The sequence below is a fragment of the Pseudomonas sp. LPB4.O genome (genome assembly GCF_038383825.1).
GTDB classification, from domain to species: domain Bacteria; phylum Pseudomonadota; class Gammaproteobacteria; order Pseudomonadales; family Pseudomonadaceae; genus Aquipseudomonas; species Aquipseudomonas putida.
The window spans coordinates 1,487,672-1,501,924 of sequence record NZ_CP151298.1; the positions used below are offsets into that span (position 1 = coordinate 1,487,672).

Genomic DNA, 14,253 nt, shown 5'->3' on the forward strand with positions numbered 1-14,253 from the left:
ACTGATAAATAGAACAGGCGTTGCCGGCAAAGCAACGCCCACATGAACTTCAAACGCAGTGAAGTTTGAAAGCGGCAATTGGGAAGAACTGAACGATGACTATTCTGGTAACTGGTGGTGCGGGCTTCATTGGCGCGAACTTCGTGTTGGACTGGCTGGCCGCCAGTGACGAGCCCGTGGTCAACCTCGACAAGCTCACCTATGCAGGCAACCTGCAAACCCTGAGCAGCCTGCAAGGCGACAAGCGCCACATCTTCGTGCACGGCGATATCGGTGACTCCGAGCTGGTAGCCCGCCTGCTGAAGGAGCACCAGCCGCGCGCCATCGTCAACTTCGCTGCCGAGTCCCACGTCGACCGCTCGATCCATGGCCCGGAAGACTTCATCGAAACCAATATCGTCGGCACCTTCCGCCTGCTGGAAGCCGTGCGCGCCCATTGGGGCGGCCTGGATGAACAGGCCCGCCGGGCGTTCCGCTTCCTGCACGTGTCCACCGACGAAGTGTATGGCTCGCTGGCTGCCGACGAGCCGGCCTTCACCGAAACCCACCAGTATCAGCCCAACAGCCCGTACTCGGCCAGCAAGGCCGCCAGTGACCACCTAGTGCGCTCCTACCACCACACCTACGGCCTGCCGGTGCTGACCACCAACTGCTCGAACAACTACGGCCCGTACCACTTCCCGGAAAAGCTCATCCCGCTGATGATCGTCAACGCCCTGGCTGGCAAGCCATTGCCGGTGTATGGCGACGGCCAGCAGATCCGTGACTGGCTGTACGTCAAGGACCACTGCAGCGCCATCCGCCGTGTGCTGGAAGCCGGCACCACCGGTGAGGTGTACAACGTGGGCGGCTGGAACGAAAAGCCCAACCTGGAAATCGTCAACCGCGTGTGCGCCCTGCTGGACGAGCTGCGCCCCCGCGCCGACGGCAAGCCTTACGCCGACCAGATCACCTACGTGACCGACCGCCCCGGCCATGACCGCCGCTACGCCATCGACGCCCGCAAGCTGGAGCGCGAGCTGGGCTGGAAACCCGCCGAAACCTTCGAGACCGGCATTCGCAAAACCGTAGCCTGGTACCTCGACAACCAGGACTGGGTGCAGAATGTACAGTCCGGCAACTACCGCGATTGGGTAGAGAAAAACTACGCAGGGCGTTCGGCATGAAGATTCTGCTACTGGGCAAGGACGGCCAGGTAGGTTGGGAGCTGCAACGCAGCCTGGCCCCCTTGGGCCAGGTGCTGGCGCTGAACAGCCGCAGCCAGGTGCACTGCGGTGACCTGGCCAACCTGCCAGGCCTGGCCGAAACCGTGCGCGCCTACGCCCCTGATGTCATCGTCAACGCCGCCGCTTACACCGCCGTCGACAAGGCCGAAAGCGACCGCGATCAAGCCTTCAAGGTAAACGCCGAAGCCGTCGGCGTGCTGGCCCGCGCCGCCGCCGACTGCGGCGCACTGCTGGTGCATTACTCCACCGACTACGTGTTCCCGGGGCAGGGCACCCAGCCTTGGCGCGAAGACGACAACGTCGGCCCGCTGAACACCTACGGCGAAAGCAAGCTGGCTGGCGAGCAAGCCATCCAGGCGGCCGGCTGCCAGCACCTGATATTCCGCACCTGCTGGGTGTATGCCGCCCGCGGCAACAACTTTGCCAAGACCATGCTGCGCCTGGCCGCCGAACGCGACAGCCTGGGCGTGATCGACGACCAGCACGGCGCCCCGACCGGTGCCGAACTGATCGCCGACATCACCGCCCACGCCATCACCGCCACCCGCCGCAACCCGGCCCTGGCCGGCCTGTACCACCTGGCGGCCGGCGGTGAAACCACCTGGTGCGGCTACGCCCGCTTCGTGCTCGAGCAGGCGGCGGCACAAGGGGTAGCGTTGAAAGCCCACGCCGAACAGGTCAACCCGTTGACCACCGACGCCTACCCGACGCCTGCCAAGCGGCCATTCAACTCACGTCTTGATACCCAAAAACTGCAGAAGGCTTTTGCCCTGACCCTGCCAGACTGGCGCCAGGGAGTGGCCCGCATGCTCACGGAAATACACGAGAAATGACCACTATGAACCGTAAAGGCATCATTCTGGCGGGCGGGTCGGGTACCCGCCTGCACCCGGCGACCCTGGCAATTTCCAAGCAGCTGCTGCCGGTGTACGACAAACCGATGATCTACTACCCGCTGACCACGCTGATGCTGGCGGGCATCCAGGACATCCTGATCATCTCCACCCCACAAGACACCCCACGCTTCGAGCAACTGCTTGGCGACGGCCACCAGTGGGGCATCAACATCACCTATGCCGTACAAGCCTCCCCGGACGGCCTGGCACAGGCGTTCCTGATCGGTGAAGACTTCATCGGCAACGACCTGTCGGCGCTGGTGCTGGGCGACAACATCTACTACGGCCATGACTTCCAGCAGTTGCTGCGCAACGCCATGGACCGAGACGACGGCGCCAGCGTGTTCGCCTACCACGTGCACGACCCGGAGCGTTATGGCGTGGTCGAGTTCGATGACACGGGCAAGGCCATCAGCCTGGAAGAAAAGCCCGCCAAGCCGAAGTCCAGCTATGCCGTGACCGGGTTGTATTTCTACGACAAGGACGTGGTCGAGATTGCCAAGGGCATCAAGCCGTCTCCCCGTGGCGAGCTGGAGATTACCGATTTGAACCGGGTGTACCTGGAGCAGAACCGGCTGTCGGTGGAGATCATGGGGCGCGGGTATGCCTGGCTGGATACCGGCACGCATGATTCGTTGCTGGAGGCGAGTGGGTATATCGCTACGATCGAGCGCCGGCAGGGGCTGAAGGTGGCTTGCCCGGAAGAGGTAGCGTACAGGCAGGGGTGGATTGGGGCGGAGCAGCTGTTGAAGCTGGCTGAGCCATTGGCCAAGAATGGGTATGGGCAGTATTTGAAGCGGTTGGTGGGGGATAGGGTTTATTGAGTTGTTTTCATGCTTCTAATGTTAGTGGAGAAATTGGCAGAGCGCGACTGATCATATCCGCCTACCCAGTCTTGATAAACAGGGTGAAAGTAATCTCAGATAGTTGCCAAGAGACCTGCTACCGAAGACGGTAGCAGGCTGTTCGAGTTACTTAGTTTACAACAATAGAAGGGTGAGACAGCGCTTGAAGCGATTTCGGTACTTTTCCGGACTGAATCGCAAGGTGGCCTAAAGTTTCTGAACCTACTCGGCTAAGGTGTCCGCTATCGTAGTAAAGCTGAGTTTTTCCTGAGAAGGCTGAGCAAGAAACTCCATTGCAAATCAAGTCGCGAACGCCAAAATACGAGACGTTCTCTCTTTCAGAAATACGCTTGATTATCTCTTGGTTCACTCGCATTTCACCTGTATCCGGTAAGGTCGTCCGTTTGCCGCAATCGAGGTATGGAATCTTCAGCGCTTTTTCCGAGCACTGTCTATCAATAGCGTTAAAAGTCGGTGCTTTTAAGGCAATTATGACTTTTTTGCCGCCTTTTTCTAGTTCGTCTAGCATTGCGTCAAAATCATCGAAGAATGCTGTTTTGTCCACTTGATGGTAAGAAGGCCAGCTAGCACCTACAATGACAGTTTCGTAGTTTTTAATTTGGTTCAAAACTTCTGCAAAGTAGGATGGGCAACTTATCTTATACCCCTCCTTGATATAGCGTATGCTGCGTTGACCGGGGAAAGGAGGGCATGCGCTGTGTTCCACATTTCTCATGGATATACCCTGCTTCAATGCAATGATATTTAAGTATCCAGCGAAATGCGCAGCATTGGAATCACCAACTAATATAGCAGTCGGCGGTTTGGATATGTCGCCAAGCAAGCATTTTGGGGACGTGAAGAGTTCAGGTTTGAATGCGTTCTGGCAAACATAAGGCAGTTCGGCTGCAGGGTCGGAGCCTGAACGATTGGCTGCTAGCGCAGCCTGATATCCAACTGGGCTGATCGCACCGAGCACGCCATTGTTTATATATAGAAGTCCTGCTAGAGCAAGTGCCAATGACGCCGAAACTGGGATTGCAACGGTGAACTTCCAGCTCTTTTTACTTCTGAATGGGACTTCTACCATGAAGTAGCTAAAGAGCGTCAGCGCAGTCATGGAGAATAAGCATATTACGTAGCCAAATACGTCAGGCTCGCCAAAACCATAACGATAAAATGCCAAAACTGGCCAGTGCCATAGGTACAGGGAGAAGGAGACCAGCCCGATTGCGACCATGGGTTTAAAAGATAGTAGTTTACCTGCGTATGTCCTATGGAAGCTCCCCGAGGCTAAGACCAATGCTGCACCAATTGCAGGCACTATTGAAATAAAGCCAGGGAAGCCTTCAGTCTCTCGGATAAATGCTAGAGACCAGATCAAAAGCAACGAGCCCAGCATAGCCAAAGCTTGGGCATAAATTTCCTTGACATGACCTTTGAGCGCATCTGTTAAGAAGAATGCGATGCCGCCGAGAAGGAGCTCCCCAGCCCGGGAAGGTAACATGTAATAAGCGAACGTAGGATCACTCGACAGCGTTAATTGGCCATATGCAAAGGAAGCTGCAGCAAGCACTAACGCGACTGCCACGGTCGCCCTGCGACCCCAGAACTTCAGCGTGACGAGAAGCAAAGCGGGCCAAACTAAGTAGAACTGCTCTTCAACGCCTAAAGACCACATGTGGAGCAGTGGCACTGTGTCAGAAGATGCAGCGAAATAGCTGGTGTCCAGAAACTTCCAGAAATAGATGTTCGCAGCTGATACAGTGGATGCGACAGCTGATAGCGATAAAGCTTTCGCATCATCTGGGAGCATGAAGATTGAACCGAAAGCTAGCGTTGTCAGGGTTGCTAGCAGAGCCGCTGGCAGAATGCGTCGAACGCGCCGCATATAGAAATCAGCGAACGAAAAAGATCCGCTCGCGGCTTGTTTGGCAACAATTCCGGTTATAAGGAAGCCAGAAATGACAAAGAAAATATCGACGCCGACGAAGCCGCCAGGCAACCACTGTTTGTTCAAGTGGAAAATCACAACGGCCAATACAGCCAATGCTCGTAGACCGTCGATATCGGCACGGTACGCAAGTGCTTTGTTGCTCATGAAATCCCTTTCGGCCGACATGGCTCTGGCAAAGAGTAGTAGAAGCGTGGATTTTACAGATGGTGGCTACGTGATGTAAGGGGAAAACTACATCATGGCTGCGAATTTTTGCGATTTTGATCGAAAAATGATCGGTTCGTGAGAGGGAAAGCTTTGATCCCGATGTGTATGTACTAGGGCAATTTCGGTCATATGTCTTAAACACCACAGCAGCTCAATTCTGATTGATGTTCAAGCGTCGTTCTTCTCAAATGTGCACTAAATCAAATTAATACGTGACGTCTAGCTGTAAGGAGGAGGTTATAAGGTCCCCTGCCCACCGACCCTCTATAAAGCAATTTTATTTTTGGAGAAACGTCGATATTCCGCGGAAGTGTGTCCAGTGCAAGTTTTTATGGGAGCATCGATTAGGTTGTTAACATTAAGTGAGGGTAGTGATTTTGATCGGATTGTCTGGTATGCTCCAAGTGTGTTGAGCATGTGTGCATGCTAAGGCTGCTCGTAAAACTGGCAATAGTTATAGCGCAGCAGCTGGGTAGATTTTTATGTCGTATCACTGGCTTGATTTGGCCGTGTTTTACTGGAGGTCTTGCGAACCTTATGAAATTATTCATTTATGGAAGTTGTGTTTCGAGGGATATATTTAATCTCGAGGAGAGTCGAGCGTTCAATCTTTGTACATATTTCGCAAGATCTTCTATGGCAGCACTGTGCAGTGGGGCTTATCATAATGACAGGGTCTTGGAAAATATTTCGTCAGACTTTCGGCGCCGCATGGTCGCCAATGATTTTTCTAAAGGCTTGCTGAGTGCTGAGGAAAGCATTAAAGAAGCTGATGTCATCCTGGTCGATCTCATAGATGAGCGGTTTGATATCCTTGTCTTGGAAACGGGCGAGCTCATCACGCATTCAAACGAACTAGTAGAAAGCGGTTTGTTGAAAGAGATTGAGGGGTCAGCTTTTAGACGCATTCCTCAGGGAACCTTGGAACGACGTGATTTATGGCTCAAGGGTATGAGATGTTTCATTGACCTTCTGCGAAAGTTCAATAAGCTCGATCAGCTTGTCGTGAACAGGGTTTTTTGGGCGAACAGGTTCGAGTCTGATTCAGTTACCATATTCCCGGTTGCTCAGGCATCTATCGAAAAAGCTAACGCTGAGCTGTCGTGGATGTACGATGTACTCAGCAAGGAATTAAAACCAAATCAGTTCTTGAGGTTTGCGCCTGAGTTTTTATCAGCTGATGAGCATCATCGGTGGGGAGCATCACCATTTCACTACAGTGAGCGTTATTATAAAGAAGCACTGGCGCAATTATTAGATGAAAAAAGGAGAGGTTCACCGGAGGAGCACGAAGTTCGTAAGGCTCCACTTGTTACTCCTGAGTTGGTTCTCAGCATTGCAGCGTACCGGACAGAGAAAGAGGTGTTTGCTAACTGCTCTCTCGAAAAAGAGGGTTGTGTATATGAAGATGGTGAATTTTCATTTTATCTTCTCGTCGACGGTGTTGGGCGCGAAGTGCGGTGGTATGGACGCTCTAGAAGCGTGAAGTTCTGCGCTCCAGCCGACAATAGCAGTCTAGAAGTGCTTGTTTTCTATAGGGATGAGGCTGGCCATAAGCTCGCTTCAAAATGCCGGGTGAAGAATTTGGTTAGCCAAGATGCTTAGGCTAACCTTTTGCACAATAACAGTTATATAGAATTCGTCTAAGCGCTAGGTGCCCATGAAATATCGTGGAGAGGGGAAGTTAGCTTGGCGTAGTGAAAACTATGTTTGATCTTTAGGTGTTATGTATTTCTCCCAGGCTCTGACATGGTCTACGTTAAATTCACATTTGCCATTGGGTGAAGAGCTCAGGTGTTTTGTGGCGCTTGATATGATGTAGTGGTCGGAATTTTTTCTGTAGACGATATAGTTTCGATCTGTATATTCATCGCCGTCAGCTATGTCGATCACTTGGTTTTTCTGCGTCACCAAGATCGACTCCCCCTCGTTGAACTTGACCTTTACTAGGCCACTATCCCCGTTGATCTTGATCGGATGAAGGAACGATGAGTTCGCTATGCATTCTTCATCACTTTGCATAAGGGATCTCGTTAGCGCGTTATATGTCAATATTCGGCCGTGAGTTGTTTTGATATGTACGCCGTGAGTGGTGGATTCTTTACTTTTGCAGCGTATCTTCAGTAATTTACAAATCCCATAGTCATTGATGTTTTTGGATGACGCATAGTTCTTAAGTAGAGCACTTGAAAGTGTGTTTCTAACGCGCTGATTGTCCTTGATTAAATTGCGGGAAAGCTTGGTTGCTAGCAGTTGCAAGGCAACAGCTGGGCGCCTTCTTAGAAGGTATTCGGCTAAGCTTTCAATATAGCTGGGGACTGCGTGGCGTCGCTCTCTGTATATGCTGAGCAAAACTGCGGGCCTCATTTCCTTCGCGCTGACTATCTCATCGATAAAGGAAGAGCATGCTAGAATTGTGGTGGCGCCGTGCATCGAGAAACGTAGTGGGAGGTATGTAATAGGATAGCCAAGTTTTTTGATCTGCTCGACATGCTGATCATCACCTGCGAAAGCGGGGTCGTGGGTGATAAATATTTCCCCGCTTAAGTCTTCGAGGCGAATCGCATTATTCGCATTGTTTTGCTCGTTGAAGTAAAAATTATAACGGTGGTCTTTGATGGCGCTCGGATCTATGGAGTACTGGGGTACTAATGAAATTACCCTGTCAGCACTCAGGAGTTTCGAAAACTTAAGTGCAGCATAACCGCCCATTGAACCACCATAGGCAGTGATAAAATGTGCCTTGTTAATGTGTTCCGTAATGTATTCTGCTGCTTTTTTAACGCTTTCTAATGGATACCAGTTGCGATCTTTGGCCATAAAGCCAATGGCATTCAAATTTCGCTTTGAGATCGGGTTTTCAGCGAAAAAGAAATTGTCATTTGCCAGCGAAAACATATCGCCAAACGTAATTACTAAGTTTTCATCTTCACCGGGATGGTATATGACTCGAATATGATCATCTTCATAGGAAATAGTCTTCACAAAGCACCCGTGTTGATAGTCTATGCTTGGTTGTTGAGGCTGTACTGTGCTGATCAGTGACATGCATTTTTGACGCCTGCGGAATCCTTCGTGCAATGAAGGATGTCGGGCACTAGATTCAATGCAGACTGATAGTCTCGTTTGTTCATGAATCTTTCGAATAGATACATAAACGAGGCTAGTTTAGCTACCTCAAAGCTAAATTTAGAGCCTGCTCTAATCGCCTCTGCCTGTTCTAATGACTCTGCTAATTTTGGATGCTCATTAACCGGCCAGTTGGCGCCTAGAGGTTCTAAATGCCAATTACCCCAATGAATACAGGAAAGATTTTTGTTGTCATCGACGAGCAAGGTATCAGGCGTAACATCAAAAGAAATGAGCTGCCGAGGAGACTGGCCCAGGCGCTCTTTTATGGTGTTAAAACTTTCATGTAGAGAATTGACATTTTGCTGCTCTTCATCGCTAACGGCGTGTAAAGTTAGTTCTTTTAGCATTTCGCTGTTGAGTCTTGACTCCAGGTAGCTTTTGGATCTTTCAAATTTCTTCAGAAACACCTGAGGCGGAGTTAAGCACATAAGTGCGGCATGAAAACTTAGCGAGCTGGTGTAGTATTCTCTTCCAGTCATTTTTTGCTCGTTTAAGCACTCGAATATGTGATAAGTACAGCCCCTTACTTGGCCGTATTGTAAGAGATTTGGGCTAAGGATCTCTGGGAATTCTGTAAGTAGTGACCTTTCTTGCGAGGCTGGATACTCGCGTGAAGTGTCAAACAATTTAATGATAAAGTTTCTGGCTATACCATCCGAGAAACAGTGGATCTCATAACAATGAATGTCAGGATAGCCGAGTTGAAAGCGTTTAACGCTTTCAATCGTAAAAGTATTGTGGAACAGAGGCTGTAGTATTTCAGGAATCCAGAGGTTGCGTTGTTCATTGGACAGCAGCGCGTGAATACTCTCTGTTTTTTGAGACGGCGCAATGACTAATGGACGGTCATGAAAAAACAATGCACTAACCTGATAGTGCTGCTGCCTCAGAAGAATAAGCTTGACGCAAAATCCAACCAGGCGTTGCAAGGATTGCCTGACTAATAGAAGTGAAATGAGTGCTGTGAATGCAGGTGGGGGCGTGAAATATAAAAAATCTGCAATCACGCCGAAGAACGTGACAAGAAAAATAAAGCCGCTTGCTGAGTTAAGGACTTCCTGATAATGGGCTGTAACTAGCTTTTGCAGTTTTGTGGAAAGTCCGCATATAGCTGAAATGACGGCGCAAAACAATGTGCTGCATGTCGCAATTAGAATGAATATAAGGGGGTAGAAAGCGCAAAGCGCAAGACCAGCCAAGATGAAAAAAAGTAGGTCGGCCAAGCCGCGAGTAAATCTTGAATATGCATTTATCGCAATGGAGTCTTGGTTATCAAAGAGTGAGATCTTCTTGGCTTTGGATATCAACAACCGAGCGCCATTGGCCGTAACCCTTGTTGCAAAAAACTCAAAAATCAGATGTGCAGTAAAAAATAGCAGCGCGCTAGCACTTAGCCAAATCACAACTGTGTTATGTGAGTACGCCTTAATGATTCCAGGGAAGTAACTGGGGATGCTCCCTGAGCTGACAATGATGATGGCTTTCAGGGGAAGAAAGAAAGCCAGGAGGAGGAGCACCTGACTTAAAATATAGATGATTTGTACTGATATCGTTTGAACAGGCGCCGCTCTTAAAAGCTTTTTTCCAAGCGAGAAAGCCCAGCGTATGCTTTTGTTGAGTTCAGCGCTTAATTGCGACATGGTGCCATTCCAATTGCATTCATGAGGATCGAGTGATTGCCAAGGCTTGAAGATATCTTGGCAATCACAAATTATCAAAAGTTCTCAATAAACTCTATAAGTTGTTTGTGGCTTTGGAACTGGTGAGTTGCCAAGTGCTCATCATAATAGCTTTTTTTGTTCTGGTTGGAGTAATTTCCACCATGGCGGTTGTAAGAGAATATCGGCTTATCCAAGCTGCAAATCTTGTGAGGTATATCCCGCACAGCACTGTTCTGAACTTCTTCAAAGCGCTCATAAATTGCATATGGAGTCAGAGGAATGATGCCGCGCGAGATTGAGAACTTACAGCCGGTCATCATTCTCGAGAATTTCACATCATGCACGACCGAGTTACCACCAGGGGTCAGGTGGGTAATCCAGACACGGTTGATGCCGATGACAATTTGTGGAGTTTGTTTATTAAGTTCTGGCGCTTGTCCAGTGGCCAGTTCGGCGATCTTGGCGAAATAGTGCGGTGACACAAAGTCATCATCATCGATCGCAACGCGAACCAGAATTTGTTCGGGAGCTATATCACTCCGATTGATTCCGGCAGCAGCTAGTGCATTATCGAATATTTTTTCACGCAGTTCAGGATAGGACGAGTTTGGTCGACGCAGGCGATCAATGTGTGTTTCATGTTCATTCTGATAGCCGCCCACGGGGTGGTCATAGATGTTGATTACAGTGTTATTATTAAGATCCAGGCGTTCAACAATTTTTCGGACTTCATCTATTGCCCTTCCTTTGTCACTGGAGATGTGAATGAACCAAATAAAGTTTCGGTATTGCTGTTTGGCAATCAGGCCAATTAGCCCTTTGAAATAGCTTAAATACTTTTCAATCGCGGAAGAATTCGATTCTGTGTCGCAAAAAAGGGTTTCTAGGAAAATTAATGGTTGCAGTTCAGAGTAAGATATTCTCTCTGCCTTTAAAGGGGTATGGTTAAAGCTATTATATTCAGTCATCAATGCCAGGACGCTATCACTATCGCCCGTTAGCATCGCGATTAAAAGATCCTCCGCCGGCCCGTACACCCGAAGAGCTACTCGGAAGTAAACCGTTCCTTCTGGAGGATTGAAAGAAATCATTTGGTTGGAGGGAAAAATTTTACTATCAAGCTTCGACTGAGAAGAGTCGAAGAAAAAGAAAGCTACGCTGACGGAATTGCCTTGTTTACAGAGGAGCGAAAACGTCGCAGTTTCAGGGTCGTTGAACCATTCCGAAAAATTAAGAATTTCAGAGTAAATATACTCGTGTTCGGACTCCCCCAGGGTTGAGATATACTCAATGCCTGCGTGCGTGAAGTTGAGCTTAACTTTTTTTGGTTTGCAATTTTTAAAAGTTGTTAAAAGATTCATTTTATCATGTATTCAGTGAGTGGCTAGAGTGCAAGTAGGTTGCTGCTAAAATTCATGTTTTTTGCAGCAGTTCGTTTGCCATCTTTTTGACAATATTTTTCCGTGAAAACTTTCTAATAAAATCTGTTCGGTCGGTCATGCCGATATGTAGCTTATGAAGTGCATTCATGGCGGATTGGACATCGCACGGCTCGAACAGTGCTATGTTGGCAATGTTGCTTGATGCGAATTCAGCTGAAAATCCGCTCAGTCCGCCAAGAATAGGTTTCTCAGTTGCAGCGTATTCAAAAAGTTTAGAGGGTATGACTGTTTTCAGTGAGGGCAAGTCATTCAAATGTAAGAATAGCACGTCTGCATTCTGATAATATTTTATAAGATCGGCTCTTTTTACAGGGTTGATAACCTTCACGTTGGTTGTTTTGTATTGTGCAAGGGTTGCCTTCAATTGATTGGCCGCTCTGCCGCAGCCAATTACTACGAATTGCGCTTTGTCCGTAAGCTGTGCAGCCAGTTGGGGGATTATACGATGTAGGCCTTGGCCGACCCCAATATTCCCAGCATAAAGTATGTTTAACTTTTCTGCGCTTGGCTTTGGTAGTGAAAACACCTTTTCTATGAAAATGTCATCGACGCCATTGGTGTGCACAGTGAAGGGTATACCCGGATATTTCTTTTCGAAATATTTAATAAAGCCAGGGGATGCCAAGTTTACAGATTGGGCTCTGACTACGGTCCAGCGCTCGACATAATGGAGCACCCAGGCGGCGGGAGACCCTAATTGCATCGGCAACATATCTGGGAGCGCGTCTACCAAAAGGTCCCTGAGGTCAAGGAAGAGCTTGGCATCGAGCTTTCGAGCAACCCATGAACCTAAAGAGGCGGTCATCATTCTGGAGGATGTGGCAAACACCAAATCATATGTTTTGCCTTTGATTGCCTGATTAACACCTAGTGCATATTGTGCGAAGAGTAGCGCCTGGCCGAAGACACCGCTTCCGCGCTGGGCAACGGGGATTCTTTTAATCGTCACAGCGCCCGATCTTTCAATAGATGAAGCTGTGGGCGAATAGGTGCTGTACCGACTCGGTTGTGTAGTAAGTACAGTAATGGTTACCTGCTTTTCAGTATCCTTTAAAAGCGAATTTACCAGCGCCATCGTCCTGAAAGACCCAGCGGACAAATCAGGTGGATAGTAAAAGCTTAATATCAGGATATTCATGATCAGGCAGCCTTATCCTGGCGAGTGGACAGGATTTTTTGATACAGGCCTATGAGCAGGTGTTCTTGGGATTCCCAGCTCAGTGCTTCAGCGGATTTTCTAGCATTTTCTGAAAGCAAAGTGCGCAGGTTCCTATCGTCAAGTAGCTTATTTACGCAATCCACAAAGCCGTCGTCATCGTTATCGGGGGCAAGAATTCCAACGTGGTATTCATTGATAATCTTCCGTATTTCCGGAAAATTAGTCGCCACAGACGGTACGCCCGCAATGATGTACTCGAATAGTTTGTTCGAGTCAGTGCTGAAATGGTTAAAGCACGTATTTTCAATGGGCTGTACGGCGATGTCGGCTGCAGCTGTATAATGAGGAAGATCCGAAAGTGCAACAGTCGGGATGAAATGGACTACGCTTTGTAGCTCCAGCGACTCACGGATATCCAGCAGCTTCTGAGTCAGGCGGCCGCCTCCAATCAGGACCACGTAGCAAGGTTGGAAGTGTTTGGCACAGCGGACAAGTTTCTCTAAACCGCGGCCGCTTTGAATTCCACCTTGATAAAGGACGATTGGCCAGTCCTCCGTCAGCCCGAGCTGCTCATGCAGAATTCGGGTTTTAGTACTTTCTACAAAGCGAGGGCGGTTTTGAAGCGTAAGGGGGCGGTTCACATTGTATAACCGAGCCAGGTACTTTGCGCGTGTGTCCGTCGTTGTGATAACTGCAGAAGCGCGAGGAATCAAATGCTGCTCTACGAGAGCAACAATTTTTTTGAATTTAGCGTACCCTTCACGGCTGGTGCTAATTTCATGTGCATCATAGACCAGCTTTGCACCGGTAACTAGTTTTGCCAGCCACGCGGTTGGCAAAGTGTTTACATCGTGTGCGTGAATCACGTCTGGTCGGAACGAAATTATATTTACCAGAAGCCCTAAGTGGGTCCAGGCTCTGGCTATCAATCTCAGGAGGGAAACATGAGCATGTTCAGGGATGCTCTTCGAAACTACTTCGCGCACATTGGCTTTGTATTTTGCCTTTCTCCAGCGCCAAAAAGGGGAGCGTGCAATTCTAAGTACGCTAAGGTTTTCTTGTATAACTTCATTCGCCAGGGTTTTTCCAGGCGTGTGAAGCGCGAAAACCTTAACGTCGTAGTGTGAGGTCGCGAGTGTTTGAGCTTCCTTCAATACTCTTGCGTCATTGACGAATTCATTCCAAACAATCATCGCGACCTTTGTCACTTTTCTACCTATACAGTTTTATTTGGTAATGTGGCTTATAAGAGCACTTAGTCGAAATTAGGAAGCGCTGAAGTACATCTTCATTTTGGTGACTGGAGCACTGCTTTCGCCACTTTCGGTGTAAATTGCGCCGATTGTCGAGGAACCTTCTTTTTTGTAGTGAACCTTGAATTGAGTGGCGCTATCTTCCATCACGCTTCGCTTGAAGCCAAGGTTTTTGAGCTGAGTGTAGACTGCGTTTTCTGTAGTCTTGGCGATGGCGTTAGAGAAAATCTCATAGTTTTTAACCTTGCCGTCCGTCGACTCACGGTCATATTCTCGGAAGGCCTCGCCAGTCGTGTTCAGGGTGTCCCCACTCGGCAGCACGATTGCGTAAGTATTTACGGTCTTCTCTGCCACAGGAGCTTGAGCACTTTTTTCTTCGCCCGAGCCGCAGCCGAACAGGGAAAGGGAGAGGAGGACGGCTGCTGTTACTTTCAGTTTAGTGTGCATATATTCAATTCTTGCTTTATCAGTGGTC

11 protein-coding genes are annotated in these 14,253 nt (G+C 49.0%); 4 read left to right on the forward strand and 7 right to left on the reverse strand.

Features of this window, described 5'->3' with window-relative positions; all coding sequences use genetic code 11:
* The first annotated feature begins 95 nt into the window (after nt 1-95).
* The 3 genes from rfbB to rfbA are packed head-to-tail and all read left to right on the forward strand — an operon-like array spanning nt 96 to nt 2,946.
* On the forward strand, nt 96-1,166 hold the full coding sequence (rfbB, locus tag MRBLPB4O_RS06735; protein ID WP_341797875.1) for a dTDP-glucose 4,6-dehydratase: 1,071 nt from the start codon (nt 96-98) through the stop codon (nt 1,164-1,166).
* A complete protein-coding gene (gene rfbD / locus MRBLPB4O_RS06740) occupies nt 1,163-2,059 on the forward strand; it encodes a dTDP-4-dehydrorhamnose reductase (RefSeq protein ID WP_341797876.1) in 897 nt (298 codons plus the stop codon). Before rfbB ends, rfbD begins: the two co-directional genes overlap by 4 nt.
* Nucleotides 2,060-2,064: 5 nt before the next feature.
* Nucleotides 2,065-2,946, forward strand: coding sequence for a glucose-1-phosphate thymidylyltransferase RfbA (rfbA, locus tag MRBLPB4O_RS06745; RefSeq protein WP_341798861.1), 882 nt, complete (start codon nt 2,065-2,067; stop codon nt 2,944-2,946).
* Between the two features lie 151 nt (nt 2,947-3,097).
* On the opposite strand, the gene MRBLPB4O_RS06750 is transcribed toward rfbA, so the two are convergent.
* On the reverse strand, nt 3,098-5,068 hold the full coding sequence (locus MRBLPB4O_RS06750; protein WP_341797877.1) for an acyltransferase family protein: 1,971 nt from the start codon (nt 5,066-5,068) through the stop codon (nt 3,098-3,100).
* 600 nt (nt 5,069-5,668) lie between these two features.
* Between MRBLPB4O_RS06750 and MRBLPB4O_RS06755 the strand changes: the two genes are divergently transcribed.
* On the forward strand, nt 5,669-6,736 hold the full coding sequence (locus tag MRBLPB4O_RS06755; protein WP_341797878.1) for a DUF6270 domain-containing protein: 1,068 nt from the start codon (nt 5,669-5,671) through the stop codon (nt 6,734-6,736).
* Between the two features lie 99 nt (nt 6,737-6,835).
* Here MRBLPB4O_RS06755 and MRBLPB4O_RS06760 read toward each other — a convergent pair whose 3' ends face one another.
* The 6 genes from MRBLPB4O_RS06760 to MRBLPB4O_RS06785 form a co-directional block, all read right to left on the reverse strand.
* Nucleotides 6,836-8,179 carry a hypothetical protein gene (locus MRBLPB4O_RS06760; protein WP_341797879.1) on the reverse strand — a complete coding sequence of 448 codons (1,344 nt, stop codon included), beginning with the start codon at nt 8,177-8,179 and terminating at the stop codon, nt 6,836-6,838.
* Complete coding sequence (locus MRBLPB4O_RS06765; protein WP_341797880.1) at nt 8,170-9,903, reverse strand: hypothetical protein; 1,734 nt, start codon at nt 9,901-9,903, stop codon at nt 8,170-8,172. The genes MRBLPB4O_RS06760 and MRBLPB4O_RS06765 overlap by 10 nt, the downstream gene beginning before the upstream one ends.
* A 74-nt stretch (nt 9,904-9,977) precedes the next feature.
* A complete protein-coding gene (locus MRBLPB4O_RS06770) occupies nt 9,978-11,285 on the reverse strand; it encodes a hypothetical protein (RefSeq protein ID WP_341797881.1) in 1,308 nt (435 codons plus the stop codon).
* A gap of 52 nt (nt 11,286-11,337) precedes the next feature.
* Nucleotides 11,338-12,504, reverse strand: a complete 1,167-nt coding sequence (locus MRBLPB4O_RS06775; RefSeq protein ID WP_254612393.1) for a glycosyltransferase family 4 protein — start codon at nt 12,502-12,504, stop codon at nt 11,338-11,340.
* Nucleotides 12,505-12,506: 2 nt separating this feature from the next.
* Nucleotides 12,507-13,733, reverse strand: a complete 1,227-nt coding sequence (locus MRBLPB4O_RS06780) for a glycosyltransferase (protein WP_341797882.1) — start codon at nt 13,731-13,733, stop codon at nt 12,507-12,509.
* Nucleotides 13,734-13,790: 57 nt separating this feature from the next.
* Nucleotides 13,791-14,225: a hypothetical protein gene (locus MRBLPB4O_RS06785; protein ID WP_341797883.1), complete on the reverse strand. Its 435-nt coding sequence runs from the start codon at nt 14,223-14,225 to the stop codon at nt 13,791-13,793.
* Nucleotides 14,226-14,253 lie beyond the last annotated feature (28 nt).